Genomic DNA, 15,706 nt, shown 5'->3' with positions numbered 1-15,706 from the left:
CCTGCAAAAGGATGACGAGATGAACGCCAGAATGCTTGTCCTGCTGTTGCTGCCGCTTGCCGGTTGCTCCAGCAATACCGATACCCACTCGATGCCGGTGCAGATCCTCACGGCCGCGCCGGCCAACGCCCAGGCCACCGACATGCCCAAGGTCGAACAGACCCTGCGGCCCCAGGACGTGCTGGATGTGATTTTTCACATCGACACCACCTCTTCCCAGGCTTATCGAGTGCAGCCGGGCGACCAGGTTGCACTGAACTTCACCGCCGCCAGCCAGCTCAACGGCACGCAACAGGTGATGCCCGACGGCAGTATCGAATTGCCGGGCGCCAACACCTCGGTGAAAGTCGCCGGCCTGACCACCGATGAGGCGCGCCTGGCGGTGCAGCGTGCCTATAACCAGAAGATGCTGTTCCAGCCCAACCGCAACCAATTGACCGTAATGGTGACCAGTCCGCTGTCCGGCGAGACGAACCTGCGCAACACCCTGACCCACCCGGCCACGGGCATGAGCCGGGAAATCATAGTGGGCCGGGATGGTTACGCCAGCTTCCCGGAAATAGGCTCGGTGCCGTTGCAGGGCATGACTGTTACCCAACTGGAGGTCTTTCTCAACGAGCGTTATGCCCAACTGCCCGGCCACATGACCGTGGACGTGCTGCTCAAGTCCACCGCCGGCAACGAGATCTATGTCCTCGGTGAAGTGGCCCAACCCGGTTCCTACCCGATCCGCCGGCCGATCTCCGTTCTCGAGGCGTTGACCCTGGCCCGGGGCACGAACGTCAAGGCAAGGCTCGACTCGGTGGTCATCATGCGCCGCAACGGCAATATGGTCGAAGCTCGCCACTACGACGTGGAGAAGGCCTTGAGCGGCGACGCGTCGCAGATCGCCTACCTGCAGCCGGAAGACATGCTTTTCGTGCCCAAGACCAAGCTAGCCAGCGCCGGCGAACTGGCCAGGCAACTGGCCGACGTGGTGCTGTTCCAGGGGGTTGGGGTCAGCTTCGGCTACCGCCTCGACAACAAAAGCAGCAACAGCAACTGACCCAGGTGACCGATCATGAACCCCAAGGAAAACTATCTGCATGAGTTCTTCAGGATCTTCTTCGCCAACAAGCAGTGGGTGAAGCGTATCTTCCTGATTTTCGCCGTGATCGCCCTGGTGCTGCCGTTGATGCTCAAGCAGAGCTTCGATATCACCGCCCAGGTGATCGTCCAGTCGAAAAAACTCTCCCAGGGCGACGCCACCACGTCGCTGAACCAGGAAAATGCCACCTTCATCCCGCCGTCCCTGGCGGACATGGAAACCGAGAGCAATATCCTGCGCTCGCCGGCGTTGATTCGCGAAACCATCAAGACCCTGCGCGACCAGGGTGAATACACGCCCAGCCCGGGCATCTTCAACAAATGGGTGAGCGATCCCTTCAAGCGTTACATCACCCTGCCCCTGCGCGAGTACGTCATCAACCCGTTGCGCGACGGCCTGGGGCTGGAGGTCGATCCGGTGCGCGACACCGTGCTCGATACGCTGACCGACGAGGCCATCGAAAACCTGAAGATCGAGACCCTGCCCGGCTCCAACGTCATCTCCATCGTCTACAGTTTCGGCGACCCCGCCCAGGGCACCCGGTTCGTGGCGCAACTGCTGCAGAACTACCTCACCGGCCGCCAGGACCTGCAATCGATCGAACTGCCACAGGCGTTCTATGAGCAGAAAAAGCTTCAGTACCAGACGCGCCTCGATGGCTTGGAGGGCAACCGCCTGACACTGCTTGAAGGCATCGGTTCGTCCGATCCCAAGGAAGAGATCACCTTCCGCCTGAACGCCATCAACACCGAAGAGCAGGCCTTGAACTTGTTTCAGGACCGTTTCCTGCAAAGCCAACGCTGGCTCGATTACCTCAAGACCAGCCTGGCGACGGCGAACAGCTCGCGGTTCAACGACTACACCTTCCCGTTCACGTTCACCACCACCGTGGACAACATTGCCTTCGAAGATCGGGAAATCAGGCAGATGGGCGAGCAATTGACCAGCCAGGTCAGCCGCTACATGAACGACCTGGCGATCTTCCAGCCCAGCAGTGAACCCATGCTGCTGGCCCGGGAGCAGATCGTGCGCACCCGCCAGCAATTCCTCAAAGTGGTGAACAACCGCATCCAGGAACGCACCACCGACCTGGCGGTGGTCAGCTCGGTGATCAACCAGAAGGTCGAACGTATCGCCGCCTTCAAGGAGCGCATCCACCAGTTGCAGGAAACCCAGAGCAAGCTGCGGCAGATGGACACCGAGATCAACGCACTGCATGCGGCCTTCTCGACTTATGCCCAGCGCTTCGCCGAGGCCAGCACCGCGCGTTCGCTGGACAACGATCTGTCCAACGCCCGGGTCCTGAGCCCGCCGTTCGAACCCACCGCTGCGGCGTTTCCCAAGCCGGTGCTGATCATTGCGTTCGGCTTGTTCAGCGGCCTGCTGTTGGCGATCGCCCTGGTCTATGTACGTGAGTTCTTCGACCATCGCTTCAAGCACCCAGCGCAAATCAGCCACCAATTGGATCTACCGGTGCTGCTGGTGATCAACGAACAATCGCCCGAGCAGATCAACCCGCACCGCAACTGGAGCGTGCCCAGCCTTGTCCATTGGGTGAAAAATTGAACGCGCCGTTCGGCCCGTCCCGCCAAGACAGCCCCCTGTCGATCATTCATCTGCTCGACAGCGGCGGCTTCTATGGGGCCGAGCGGATGCTGCTCGATCATTGCCTGGCAACGCCCGGACAGCACCAGGTGCTGTTCCTGGCGGCACCGCCGACCTTGATCACGCGCTTTCGCCAAGCCGGGGTCGATTGCCGTCACTGCGCCAGTTGGGCCGAGCTGTTGCAACACCTGCGCGAGCGCCGGGACGAACGACCGCTGCTCAACACCCACAACTTCAAGGGGCTGCTGTTCGGCTGGTCCGCCGCCACGTTGCTGCGCCTGCCGCTGGTGATTACCCAGCATGGCTTCACGCCGCGCAGCCCCAAGCAGCGTTTCTATACCTGGCTGAGCCTGCAACTGTGTCGCACCGCCTCGGTCAAGCGCGTGGTCTGCGTGGCCGAAAGCATCGCCACGCTGCACCGCCGGGCCAGCGTGCGGGCAGAAAAACTCGATGTCATCCCCAATGGCCTGCCAGCGCCCAGCACGCCGTTGGCCCATCGTGACGACAAGCAGCGCTGGCGGGTCGGCTACGTTGGCCGTTTGAGCAGCGAGAAAGGCCCGGACCTGTTCCTCGACGCCATGATCCCACTGTGCCAGAAGCATTCATCGCTGCACGCGGTGATGCTCGGCGACGGCCCGGAACGCCAGGCGCTGCTCAAGCGCATCACCGACGCCGGACTGCCCACGCGCATCGAATTGCCGGGTTATCAGACCGACATGAACGCCTGGTGGAGTCGCCTCGATGCCTTGGTGATCAGCTCACGCACCGAAGGCACCCCGATGATTCTGCTCGAAGCCATGCAGGCCGGCGTGCCGGTGGTGGCATTCGGCGTCGGCGGCATTCCCGACGTGTTGCAGGACCGCCACAACGGCCTGCTCGCGGCACCGGCCAACAGCGAGGAACTGGCGGCGCAGATCGAAACGCTGTTCAGCGAACCGCCCTTGGCGCGGATCCTCGCCGACAACGCACGCCGCACCCAACAGGACCGCTACGACCTGCGCACGCTGGCCGAACGCTGGTCACAACTCTATATCCGCACGGCTCGGGAGGCTCGGCCATGATCGTCCCGCTCTCGATCGTCAGTCTGCTGGGGCTGGTCTGCCTGGCATTGCTGGCCAGTCCTTATCCGTTCCTGGCACCGGGCGCGGTGCTCGGCCTGGTCGGCGTCACGCTGCTGTATCGCAAGCCCGCCTGGGGCCTGCTGGGCATTGCCGCGCTGGTGCCGTTCGAAGGCCTGTTCAAGGACAGTGCGTTTTCCGCCAGCAAGTTCTTTGGCCTGGCGCTGATCCTGATCCTGATGTTGCAGTTGGCCCTGCACCAGATTCCCGCGACGCGCTTGCGCAGCAATATCTGGAAGCCCCTGATCGGCTTCATGATGCTCTATGGCCTGAGTCTGTTGATTTCAGAAAACATGGACCTGTCCCTGACGCAACTGCGTGAACTCTCAGTAGGGCTGATTCTGTTCGTGATCACGTTGCTGATCGGTCGCGAGCTGAACCTGGAGATACTCGCCCGCCTGATGACAGTGAGCGTCGCCACTACCTGCGTACTCGCGATGTTTTCGGCCAAATACCAGGATCAAGGCCGCGCCTCGGGTTTGCTGGAAGACCCGAACGCCTTTGCGCTGTTGATTGCGTTTACCGTACCGCTGGCCTTGTTATTGACAATACGCAGCAAAAACCTGTTGCACCGGTTGTTCTGGGGTGGCGCTCTCATCCTGTTGCTAGGCGGCATGACCAAGACCGAATCGCGTTCCGGGCTGGTCGTGCTGTTGCTCAGTCTGATGATCGGGTTGTATCACTATCGGGCACAGCTGCCACGCATACGTCCTCGGCACCTGGGGTTCGCGATGCTCGGCGTGGCACTCATGGTTCCGGCGACAGTCGCCTTGATGCCTGCTGGCTACGTGGCACGCATCCAGTCATTGAGCATCCTCAGCTCCGGCGCCAACGCCAGCAAGGACGGATCCCTGGGGCGCCGCGCCTCGTACATTATCGTGGGCAGCCAGATGATCCGCGAGAACCCGATACTCGGTTCAGGCCCAGGGACATTTCCGGAGCACTACGCCCCCACCGGCTACGCCAAGGCGTTCTCGGCCAATCGCAAACGGGGGGATCTGTACCGCCAGGCCCATAACACTTACTTGGAAATCTTCAGCGAAATCGGCGTGCCAGGCGGCTTGATGTTTGTCGGTACGATTGGGCTGGGCCTCTATAACCTGATGCGCGCGCGCCAACTCTGGCTCCAGCGCCGGGACTGGGCCCAGGCCGACCTGTTGACGCACCTGGGCATGAGTTTCCTGTCGCTGGCGTTGTTCCTGATGTTCCTCAGCGCGCCGAACCACAAGTTGCTGTGGATCATGCTCGCCTTGACCAGCATATTGCGCTACGACGCCGAACAGGCCGAGCCGCAGGAGGCCCGTTCATGAGTTGCGTGAGCGTCGTCATCCCGATGTACAACGAAGCCCGGCACATCGGCCGTACGCTGCAGGCGGCGCAGGAAGCCGCCCGCCAGGCAGGCCTGGCGTGTGAGTTGATCGTGGTGGACAACGGCTCCGACGACCACGGCCCGCGCATCGCCAACGAGCTGGGCGCGCGAGTGCTGATCGTACCTGGCGTGCACATCGGCGCCCTGCGCAACCGTGGCGCGGCGGTCGCCAGCGGTGAATGGCTGGTGTTCATCGACGCCGACATCGAAATGCCCGCCGACGGGTTCAAGCGGCTGATCGAAATGGAAGGCTGTCAGGGCGATGTGCTGGGCCTCGACCTGGACACGCCCGGACCGGCGCCATGGTTCGCCCGCGCCTGGCAGCGCCGCAGCCAACGTCCGGGTTCGCGCCCCTTGCACCGGGTGCAGTGGCTGCCCAGCGCCAACCTGCTGATGCGCCGAAGCTGGTTCGAACAGGTCGGCGGCTTCGACGAAACCCTGCGCACTGGCGAAGACAAGGATTTTTCCCTGCGCTTGCGTCAAGCCGGCGCGCAATTGTTGCTGGTCAATGAAAGCGTGGCCCTGCATTGGGGCTACGAAGCCAGCTGGCGCGAGTGGATGAGCAAGGAGCTGTGGCGCCAGGGCAGCCACTGGCAGTTGTTGCGCAGCCATGGGCCGAGCCTGCGCCTGTTGCGCTTCCCCGCGCTGTCGATTGGCGCCTGGGGCCTGGACGTCCTGGCCCTGATCGCCCTGCTCCAGGGTCAGGCACGCCTGGGCCTGACCCTGCTGTTGCTCAGCACGTTGCCGGCTCTGGTTCTGAGCCTGCGCCAGAGCCGGCGTGATCCGCGCCTGACCTTGCAATTGTGGGCCTTGCACGGGGTGCGCCTGCACCTGACCGGCGCCGCACTGCTACTCAATATTTTTCAATGGAACGTCAGGAGACCTGCCCGTGGCTGAATTCATTTACTGGTCGTGCCTGTTGCTGCCGGTGTACGCCTACCTCGGCTATCCCTTGATGTTGAGCCTGCTGGCGCCGCTGTTTCCGGTGCGGCGCTACGGCAAGGCGTTTCCGATGGACGTGAGCATCGTCATTGCCGCCCACAACGAGGCGCGGCACATAGAGGAAAAGTTGCGCACCTTGCTGGCCCAGGATTATCGGGCCCATTCATTGCGAATCATCCTCGCCAGCGACGGCTCCACCGACGACACGGTGGCCTGCGCCCGCAAGGTGATCGACCCGCGCATCACCGTGCTCGACCTGCCACGCCAGGGCAAGGCCGCTGCCCTCAATACCGGTGTCGCCCACAGCAGCGGCGAGATCCTGGTGTTCACCGACGCCGATAACCAATGGGCCAATGACACCCTCAGCCATCTGCTGGCGCCCTTGGGCGATCCGGAAGTCGGCGCCTGTGCCGGGCACATGGAAATCCCGGTGCCGGGCAAGGGCCTGAGCCTGGGCGACAGCCTGTATCGCCATTACGAAGGCTGGTTGCGTCGGGTGGAGAGTCGCACCGGTTGCATGGTCTCGGCCGACGGCGCGCTGTTGGCCCTGCGCCGGGGGTTGTTCCACCCGATACCGGCCCAGGTCAACGATGACTTTTTCCTCAGCACCTGCGCGCCAGCTGCCGGCAAGTCCATCGTCTATGCCCCCATGGCCCGGGTGACCGACCAGGGCGTGGACGAAGCCGACAAGCAGTTTCGCCGTCGCCAGCGGGTCACCGTCGGCGGGTTGCAGAGCCTGGCTCAGCGCCGTGAGCTGCTCAACCCGCTGCGCCATGGGCTCTACGCCATCGGGCTGATCAGCCACAAGTTGATCCGCCGCCTGGCGCCGGTGTTGCTGCTGCCGCTCTTGCTGAGCAATGCCTGGCTGTGGAACGACCATACGTTCTATCGCCTGAGCCTGGTGGCGCAATTGCTCGGTTACGCCATGGCGCTGATCGGCTTGATGGACGCGCGCCACCGCCTGCCCCGGCCCTTTCGCCTGGCCGCATTCGTGCTGGTGACGCTGGCGGGCATGAGCATCGGGCTCTGGCGGTTCCTGCGGGGCCAGCGCTATAGCCAGTGGAACCCAGAGCAGAATCGCTAAGGAGTACGGCCGATGTCGATCAAACAAGTCTTCAAGCGCACCGGCGGCTGGCTGTACCTGAACACGTCCCTGGGTCGCCATCCCTTGCGTGGCGCCGGCGTCATACTGATGCTCCATCGTGTGCTGAACAACGACCGCGCCGCCGAACTGCCCCACCGTAACGAACTGTGCGTGGGGCCCGAAGCGTTTGAACATTTGCTGATCTGGCTGCTACGGCATTTCGAGTGCGTGCCGCTGATGACCTTGTTGCTGGCCGATCCTGAAAACGTTCCGAACCGCCCGCGGGTGGCCCTGACCTTCGACGACGGTTGGCGCGACAACGCCATGAATGCCTTTCCGTTGCTGCGCCAATACCAGGTGCCGGCGAGTATTTTCCTCTCCACCGATTTCATCGGCAGTCGCCAGCACTTCTGGTGGGAAAGCATCGGCGAAACCCTCTGGGGCAGCCATGGCCAGGTGGCACGGCGCTCATTGATCGAGCACTTGCAGCACGTCGGTCGACCGTTGCCGGTGCTGCTCGATGACATCGACGACGAGCGCCGCAGCCTGGCGCTGCTGCATTACCTGCAAAGCCTCAAGAGTCTCGATACCCACACGTTGAGCGACCTTACCGACGCCTGCCCACAGGGTTCCCAGCCCCAGGCCCTGGACTGGCCCCAGGTGCGCATGCTCGAAGATTCCGGGCTGATCCGCTTCGGTCCCCATGGTGCCAGCCACGCGATCCTGACCGGGCTGGATGACCAGCGCCTGCACGAAGAACTGACGCGCAGCTGGATCGCCCTGGAAAACGGCTGCGCCCACCCCTTGCCGGTGTATTGCTACCCCAACGGTGACAATGACGCCCGCGTGCGCGAGCAGGTGGCAGCCCACGGTTTTACGTTCGCACTGGGCACCGAGGCCGGACTGTATCGTCATGACGGCGACCCTCTGAACCTGCCACGTTTCGGCGTCAGCCAGAGCAACGCCTGTCACCCTGAATTGTTGGCCTGGCGCATTCGCCGAGGAGCCCGCTCATGAATCGCGCACATTATCTCAAGCTCTTGGCGTTGAGCATGGGCACTAGCCTGGCGATGATAGGCCTGCGCCTGTTGCGCAACGTGTTGCTGGCACGGATCCTGGGGCCCAGCGAACGCGGGTTGTTGGCGCTGCTCAGCACCCTGCCGGACCTGATCAGCGCTACCACCAGTGGCGGCCTGAATTCCGCCGTGGGTTATCAGGCGGCGCAGCATCGCTCGATGAGCCTGTTGCTCAGCCACGTGCTGGTCTTCGGTTGTCTGCTTGCAGGGTTGCTGACGCTGCTGGTGGTGGCGCTGGTGCGTGAGTTCGGTGCCGAACTGGACGTCACCACGCAACTGGGACTGCTGGCCTGGCTGCTGTTGCTGGCCGTGCCGCTGGCGGTGCTCAAGAGCGGCCTGCTGACGCTGCACAACGCCTCCGGCGGCGTCGGCGCGTTCAACGCATTGCGGCTGATGGAATCCCTGGTCCCGCTGTTGCTGTTCGTGGCGCTGTTCTGGATGTGGAAAGACACGGCACTGGAAGCGGCTCTGATCAGTTGGCTGGCGGGCCTGAGCCTGGTAGTACTGGCGGGCTGGATGTGGCTGCGCCGAGATCATGCGTTCACTCTGCGCTGGGATCGCACCGTCCAGAACGAACTGTTGCGTTACGGTGTCCGCAGTCATCCGGACCTGTTGTTCCAGCAACTGATGCTGCGCTCGGATTACCTGTTCATCGGCGCACTGCTGGGCAGCACGGCGCTGGGGCACTACGCCATGGCCAGCGCGGCGGCCGAACTGCTGCATATCGTGCCGGAAGCGGTCACCACGCCGCTGATGAAACGCCTGCTGCAGCAAGACACAGACATGAAGCGCCTGACCCCGTTGGCCTTGCGCCTGACCGCCACGGCCATGCTGGGCGCCTGCCTGAGCATGGTACTGGTCGGCGAATGGCTGATCGTCACCCTGTTCGGCGTCGCCTATCAACCGGCGTACCCAGCCCTGCTGGCGCTGCTGCCAGGGGTGTTCGGGTTGTGCTTTGCGAGCATCCTGCGCCTGGACCTGCTGGGCAAGGACCGCCCCGGCACTGTTTCGCTGCTGATGGGCGTAGGAGCGCTATTGAACCTGGGGCTGAACCTGCTCCTGATCCCACACTACGGCATCGTCGGTGCCGCAGCGGCTTCCTCTATTGCCTATCTGGGCGTGACCCTGGGGCTGCTGGTGATGTATTGCCGTCTCAGCGGCGTGGCGCTGTGGCAAACGCTGATTATCCTGCCCAGCGATTTACTGCCGATGCGCCAGATGCTGTTGGGGAAATCGGCATGAGTGTGATTGCCTGCCAAACCGCCATCGCGAGCAAGCTCGCTCCCACAGGGGGCGGTGATGCCCTTGTGAAAGCACTGAGCCAGCTTGCAGTGAGGGTGGATGAGCCGCCCTCTTCGCGAGCAAGCCCGCTCCCACAAGAGCCTTGTGCCGAACACACCCTCCACAACCACCACCGATCCCCTGTGGTAGCGAGCTTGCTCGCGAAAGCGCTGGGTCAGCTTGCATCGATGTTGAATGGGCCGACGCCTTCGCGAGCAGGCTCGCTCCCACAGGGCCACGGTGCCGAGCGCAATATCTGCGACCACCACAAATCAACTGTGGGAGCGAGCTTGCTCGCGATGGGGCCAGTGCAGCGTTGGTGGAAAGTGACTGCTGGCCTGTGCCTTTGGAGCCTGGCCTTTTTGGCCCAGGGCGCGGCGATGGAGTGGACCGGTATCCGTGACGGCAGCCTGTACCTGCAAACCGACCGCCCGGACTCTGTCACCGTGCGCTGGGTGCCCGCCTGGCAAGCCGAGGCCAATGCCGAACACCTGTATCTGCTCGACGGCCACGGCCGATTGGCGGGCGAGCGCCTGGTCAAGGCGGATCAGACCCGTGGCGAACAGCAATGGCCGCTGCTGCCGGGTGCCACCAGTTATCGGCTGGAAATTCCCGGCTACAGTTTCCGGCGCTATAGCGTCGAACACGACGCGCGCACCCGTGCCCTGTTTGCCCCGGCCAAGGTGCATTTCAGCGCTGAGACCCACGATGGCGATGAGCTGTATTTCAAAGTCGCAGCCGGCGAACAGGCCGTGCTGGCAGGCAAGTTCCATGGCGGCGTACGTGCGCTGCAAGGCCGGCGCGTCGACGACGGAAAGCAGGTGCAACTGAATCTCAAGCCATACCGGGCCTATTGGCAATTCGATCAGGTGGCCCTCCCGGTGGCGGACGTGGACCAAATCTGGCGCCTGCATCTGCAAGGCAACGGCAAGGCCGCGTTCTGGTTGGACGGCACCGCCAACCTGTTCGCCCAAGATCCGGCGCACCTGCAACCGCTGCGCCAGGATCCGGGGCAGACCCACCTGAAGTTGTACACCGAGGCGCTCGGCAAGACCCCCAAGCTGGGCATATACCTGCCCTATGAGTTACTGCCGCCCTCCAGCTACGCTGTGCTCGATGCGCTCAAACCCCAGGCGGCAACCCTCTACAGCTTTGTCGATGTCATGGCGGCCAAGGTCAATCATGAAGATGCCTTCCGGCGCTTGTACCGGGACCGCTTCGGCATCAGCCAAGACCTCACCCTGCTGGCCGGCAGCCAGCGCCGGGCGGATCTGCAGGCCGACCGGACCAGTCTCAGCGGTTTGCAAGCCTGGCTCATGTCGACCCGGGCTTCGGGCGACAACGGCATCCATTACCTCAGTTTTGCCGATGAGCCAAACCTGAACTACCCAGACTTCGCCAGTTTCCAGCAACTGTTCCAGAGCATGGCTGCCCAGGTCCGCGCCGATCCTGCCAACGCACGCGCCGGTGTCCGCATCGCCATACCGGCCAGCTCGCGGTTCACCAACGGCCCCTTAGCCGACAACGCGGCTGACAGGCGCGGGATCGACTGGGCACGGCGCCTGCTCGCGACGTCCGACGACCAGATCGACGCCCTGGCCTGGCATGAATGGATGGTCCGCGACCTGCTGGCGACCCGGGTCTACCGCGACAGTGTCCGTCAGGCCGCCAACCTGGTGGGGCTGGACAGCCAGGGCCGGCCCCGCAAGGCTTTGCTGTTGGACCAGACCAACATGTCCAGCGGCTCGAGCCTGAGCCCTTACGACCAGGAAACCCACTACGCCGCCTTGTGGTGGACGTCGGTGGCGATCAACGCCTCCGCGGATGGTTGGCTCGACATGCTCAACTGGTTCATGCTCGCCGACGAACCTGAATACCCCAAAGGCATGGTGCGAGTGCTGGACAATCAGCGCTTCGAACTCAAGCCCGTGGGCTTGGCCCAGCAGTTCATTCAGCAGCACTGGCTTGATCAGGTACTGCGCCTGGACAACGATGCTTTTGAAGTCGATGTTCTGGCCATGGCCACCGGCAAGCAACGCAATCTGCTGGGTGTGAACAAAAGCACGCGAGCCCATCAGGTCAGCCTCGACGGCGCGGTCTGCCCTCAACCAGGCATGACCCTGATGTATTTCGGCCCGGACAACCGCAGCCACAGCGTTGCGTTTGATTGCAAGGCCGGCCAGGTCGGGTTTCTCCTGCCAGGGGAAACCGTGTTCTCCCTCAGTTGGACAGCACCCCTTCCCCCCCAACCTGCCACCCGTCAGGAGGCACCATGAACGCTCTGCAAAAATTGCGTGATCGCATTCAGAAAAAAGGTCTGCGCGCCGTTCTAAAGCAGCTGTGCAGGCGCTACCTATTTTCCCACACCCGACTGGTGTGGCTGGAGCACGATGTACGGACCCCACTCCCCCCACATAACCTCAGGCCCTACCCACCGATGCGCTTGGAGCACATCACGATCAGCAATGCCGATGCTTTTGCCCGGCACTTCGGCGACCGCGTCGAAACCATGCGCGAGCTGGCGGTCGAAGGCTACACAGGCTTGATGTACCTGGATGATCAGGGCGACACCGTGGGTTTCGCCTGGGCCAGTACACGGGACTATTTCGACCGCCATTTCTATCACTGCAACTTTCCGATCAAGCCTGGCGAGTACTTTCAGTTCGGTGGCGAGGCGATCCGTGAATACTGGGGTTCCAGTATATCGGCGGACATGCAGTTGGAGGTGTGGAAAGTCATGGCGGACCACGGTTGCAGCACAATGGTCGATGTCTGCGATTTGCAAAACATCCAAGCAATCAAGATGCATATCCGCATGGGCTTCCAGGAGCGCGGGCAGATCACCCACCTATACCGCTTGCTCGGTCGCTGGCGGCTTCTGCGCAACACGTCATACACCGGCACGGTACTGGACGCCTTTCGTAAACCGGCCCAACCGGCCACCTCGACTTCAGCGGCCTGATCTCCATGGCGATCCGGTTCCAATGGTGTCGCTCCCTGGGCGCGGCGGACTTTCCTGTATCAGCTTATGAACAGCTGCGAACCCAGGTGGCCGACGCAACGCCGTTCAACACCCTGGCCTGGCTGCAAGCGGCGGAATTCGCCCTGTTGCCCGAAGAGCAATTGCATGTGCTGCTGGGCTGGCAGGACCAGGCCTTGTGCCTTTGCCTGCCTCTGATATCAGGACTTGAACGTATCGGCGGGCTGCGGTTCCGGGTGTTGCATCATTTGGGTTATCCCATGGCCGACCGCATCGCCCTGCTGGCACGCCTGGACGCCGAAGGCATGGGTCAGGCGCTGATGCAGATCCGTCAACACTTGCCTCACGCGTTACTGCAATTGAATGAAGTGATCGAGCCGGTCGGTGAGCAAAGCGTCCTCAGCGCCTGGATGGCGCTGAGTTCCACCGGAGAGCGACGACTCAGTTGCCGGGTTCCGGTGCATCTGATCAGCGACAGCGACCATCAGGAGATCTCTGGCGATCCACGCTATAAGCTGCGCCGGGCACGCAAGCGGATCGCTGCTTGTGGTGCCGAGATCCGCCGAATAACGCCAGATGCCATCAGCATGGGGCAATTGTTGCGAGCCCTGGCCGATGTCGAGGATGTCAGCTGGAAAGGCGAGGAAGGTGTCGGTATTTTCGCCGACCCCGGGCGCCGACAATGGATGAACCTCGCCTTCACCGCCCTCGCCGCCCAAGGCCTGGTGCGGGTGGTGATGCTGGAACTGAACGGCGAATGCATCAGCTATCGCCTCGGCCTGCTGGACCAGGGACGGCTGTACGACTACAACCTTGCATTCCTGCCGCAGCATGCCGACCTGGGCAGCGGCCGGGTGTTGCTCGAGGAGTGGATTCGCTGGGGGCTGGACGAAAACTGGCGCTGGATCGACGCATCACGGGTCAGCCTGGAGAACTCCAACCATCAGTTACACGAACGCATGACCGGCCAACTGGAACACTGGCGCTGGAGTTTCTATTCATGGCAGCCCGGTGGCTTGCTCCTGGGATTTGCCTTGCGACTATGGAAAAGCTTGAAGCCATGGTTTGGCAAACGCCGAAGCAAACCGACCGCGACGACGGCATCGTCCCCCCCTAAAAACCAGGAGAAGACAGATGCCGCGTCAAGTGATCGTCAACGCTGACGACTTCGGGCTCAGCTTCAGTGAAAACGCGCTGATCCTGCGGGCCTTTGAGACCGGCGTGATCAGTTCGGCCACGGCCATGGCCAACATGCCGGGTTTCGAGCAGGCGTGTGAAATGGCCCGGCAACCGCTGCTCAACGGCCACGTAGGCCTGCATTTCAACCTCAGCTACGGCCCGCCGCTGGGCCAGACGATCACCTCACGAGCGGTTTTTTGCGACACCAATGGCCAGTTCGACCTGAACCTGTCGCGTTATTGCCTGCGCCTGGGCTCAAAGGATCTGGCGGCAGTGGAAGATGAACTGCAGGCGCAATGGCAACACTGCCTGGACCACGGCCTGCGTCCCAGCCATCTCGATTCCCATCAACATGTGCACAACATCTGGCCCATCGGCGAGCTGGTGGCCCGCTTCGCCGCCAGGCAAGGTGTGCCCATGCGCCTGGCGCGCAACCTGGGGGCGAACTTGACCCTGCCCAAGCGCATCTTCAAGACCCTGTTCAACCGGCGCATGCACAGCCTGTGCGGCGCGACAGCGGACTACGTCTGCACCCCGGCCGACCTGGACTACGCCGCGCCACCGGCCTATGGCTCGCTTGAGGTCATCGTGCACCCGATGCAACTGGACGGGGATTTTGGCGATGCCAGCCTGAGGCCAGGCGAGTCGTTGACCCAAGTACTGCACAAGCGCCTGGCGGGTGTGCCCAAGGTCGCGTACGGTCGGAGCGCGCAGGTATTGACGCTGGTTGAGTATGGGGATGTGCACTGACAGGGACGCGGTATATACCTGTGGCCAGGGCGTTTGCTACCTCGCCACGACCGTCCGAAATCCCTGCGCCGCTTCCGGAGAATCTGCTACAAGGCATCTTCTGTTTCGAGTAGCGAATTGCGTCGATGCCTTTACGTTTATTCTCTCGCCTTCGGCGGCGCTGGCTGGCCTTCCTTGTCATGAGCGCAATGGTGGTCGGGCTGCCGGTGGGCTGTGCAGTGCTGCAGCACAAGGAACGCGAGCTGGTCTTTCGCATCGAGCCGGGGACGGCGAGCTGGTTCAGTGGGCTTCCCAGCGGTGTGCAGGAATTCGATCTCAAGCCCAAGAGTTTCAAGACCGGGGAAAATATCCACGGCTGGTGGTGGCCGGCCGAACGCAAGAATGCGCCGGCCATCCTGTACTTGCACGGTGTGCGTTGGAATTTGACCGGCCAGTTGTTTCGTATCCAGCAACTGAGGGCGCTGGGTTATTCGGTGCTGGCTATCGATTATCGTGGCTTTGGCAAAAGCCATGGGGATCTGCCGTCGGAAGCCAGCGTCTATGAGGATGCACGCATCGCTTGGGAACGCCTCAAGGTACTGCAACCGGACCCGGACCTGCGGCTGATCTACGGTCATTCTCTGGGCGGTGCCGTCGCGGTGGACCTCGCTGCGCAGTTGGGCCAGGAGGCCGCGAAGAATGGCGCTGCCCAGGTCCGAGGCCTGGTCATCGAATCCACGTTCACCTCCCTGGGCGATGTCGCCACCGCGATGGCAAATACGTCCCTGCCGGTGCGCTGGTTGTTGTCGCAAAAATTCGATTCCATCGACAAAATCGGCGAGATCAACATGCCGCTGCTGGTGGTCCATGGCTCTGCCGATCGCTACGTACCACCACGCTTCAGCGAGCAACTGTTCAACGCCGCCCGGGAGCCCAAGCGCCTGCTGCTGGTGCCGGGGGCGACGCATAACAACAGCATGAGCCTGGCGGGTAAAAACTACCGGCAAGCGCTGGACACGTTGATGAAAAACAAACCATCGCCCATCCAGGTAAGCTCGGCCAAGACCGGCTAACGCACAAGCCCCCCGACTGATACCCAGCACCTTCATTGACGGTCACACCGCTATCGCGAGCAAGCTTTGCTCCCACAGATCTCCCCCACACAGTTCTTTGGTTGTTTACAAGATCAGTGTCCCCACAGGGGATTTGTGGCGTATGCGAGGTCCGTGAACGACGCGGAAAAACTTGTGGGAGCC

General features: G+C 62.5%; 13 protein-coding genes. All 13 read left to right on the top strand.

Annotated features, from left to right (window positions below; all coding sequences use genetic code 11):
* The first annotated feature begins 19 nt into the window (after window positions 1-19).
* Entirely contained in the window at window positions 20-1,045 is a 1,026-nt protein-coding gene (locus AB4Z20_RS07390) for a polysaccharide biosynthesis/export family protein (RefSeq protein WP_253476429.1), read from the top strand.
* 15 nt (window positions 1,046-1,060) lie between these two features.
* Window positions 1,061-2,653 carry a GumC family protein gene (locus tag AB4Z20_RS07385; RefSeq protein ID WP_214510621.1) on the top strand — a complete coding sequence of 531 codons (1,593 nt, stop codon included), beginning with the start codon at window positions 1,061-1,063 and terminating at the stop codon, window positions 2,651-2,653.
* Window positions 2,650-3,753, top strand: coding sequence for a glycosyltransferase family 4 protein (locus tag AB4Z20_RS07380; RefSeq protein WP_253476431.1), 1,104 nt, complete (start codon window positions 2,650-2,652; stop codon window positions 3,751-3,753). The genes AB4Z20_RS07385 and AB4Z20_RS07380 overlap by 4 nt, the downstream gene beginning before the upstream one ends.
* A complete protein-coding gene (locus AB4Z20_RS07375; protein ID WP_253476433.1) occupies window positions 3,750-5,120 on the top strand; it encodes an O-antigen ligase family protein in 1,371 nt (456 codons plus the stop codon). The genes AB4Z20_RS07380 and AB4Z20_RS07375 overlap by 4 nt, the downstream gene beginning before the upstream one ends.
* A complete protein-coding gene (locus AB4Z20_RS07370; protein WP_320389123.1) occupies window positions 5,117-6,076 on the top strand; it encodes a glycosyltransferase in 960 nt (319 codons plus the stop codon). Before AB4Z20_RS07375 ends, AB4Z20_RS07370 begins: the two co-directional genes overlap by 4 nt.
* Window positions 6,069-7,205, top strand: a complete 1,137-nt coding sequence (locus AB4Z20_RS07365) for a glycosyltransferase family 2 protein (protein ID WP_442089630.1) — start codon at window positions 6,069-6,071, stop codon at window positions 7,203-7,205. Before AB4Z20_RS07370 ends, AB4Z20_RS07365 begins: the two co-directional genes overlap by 8 nt.
* Before the next feature lie 12 nt (window positions 7,206-7,217).
* Window positions 7,218-8,222: a polysaccharide deacetylase family protein gene (locus tag AB4Z20_RS07360; protein WP_214510616.1), complete on the top strand. Its 1,005-nt coding sequence runs from the start codon at window positions 7,218-7,220 to the stop codon at window positions 8,220-8,222.
* A complete protein-coding gene (locus AB4Z20_RS07355; RefSeq protein WP_258688828.1) occupies window positions 8,219-9,523 on the top strand; it encodes an oligosaccharide flippase family protein in 1,305 nt (434 codons plus the stop codon). The genes AB4Z20_RS07360 and AB4Z20_RS07355 overlap by 4 nt, the downstream gene beginning before the upstream one ends.
* 338 nt (window positions 9,524-9,861) lie before the next feature.
* Entirely contained in the window at window positions 9,862-11,838 is a 1,977-nt protein-coding gene (locus tag AB4Z20_RS07350) for a hypothetical protein (RefSeq protein ID WP_413817737.1), read from the top strand.
* Window positions 11,835-12,524 carry an N-acetyltransferase gene (locus AB4Z20_RS07345; protein WP_442089629.1) on the top strand — a complete coding sequence of 230 codons (690 nt, stop codon included), beginning with the start codon at window positions 11,835-11,837 and terminating at the stop codon, window positions 12,522-12,524. The genes AB4Z20_RS07350 and AB4Z20_RS07345 overlap by 4 nt, the downstream gene beginning before the upstream one ends.
* A 5-nt stretch (window positions 12,525-12,529) precedes the next feature.
* Window positions 12,530-13,705 carry a GNAT family N-acetyltransferase gene (locus AB4Z20_RS07340; protein WP_442089628.1) on the top strand — a complete coding sequence of 392 codons (1,176 nt, stop codon included), beginning with the start codon at window positions 12,530-12,532 and terminating at the stop codon, window positions 13,703-13,705.
* Window positions 13,677-14,471, top strand: coding sequence for a ChbG/HpnK family deacetylase (locus AB4Z20_RS07335; protein WP_442089627.1), 795 nt, complete (start codon window positions 13,677-13,679; stop codon window positions 14,469-14,471). The genes AB4Z20_RS07340 and AB4Z20_RS07335 overlap by 29 nt, the downstream gene beginning before the upstream one ends.
* Window positions 14,472-14,596: 125 nt before the next feature.
* Window positions 14,597-15,523, top strand: coding sequence for an alpha/beta hydrolase (locus AB4Z20_RS07330; RefSeq protein ID WP_320389132.1), 927 nt, complete (start codon window positions 14,597-14,599; stop codon window positions 15,521-15,523).
* Window positions 15,524-15,706: the final 183 nt, after the last annotated feature.

Origin of the sequence: Pseudomonas sp. KB_12, assembly GCF_052114545.1 — a bacterium.
Classification (GTDB): domain Bacteria; phylum Pseudomonadota; class Gammaproteobacteria; order Pseudomonadales; family Pseudomonadaceae; genus Aquipseudomonas; species Aquipseudomonas brassicacearum.
The sequence above is the reverse complement of the archived record's forward strand: the minus strand, read 5'-3'. Positions and strand labels throughout refer to the sequence as shown.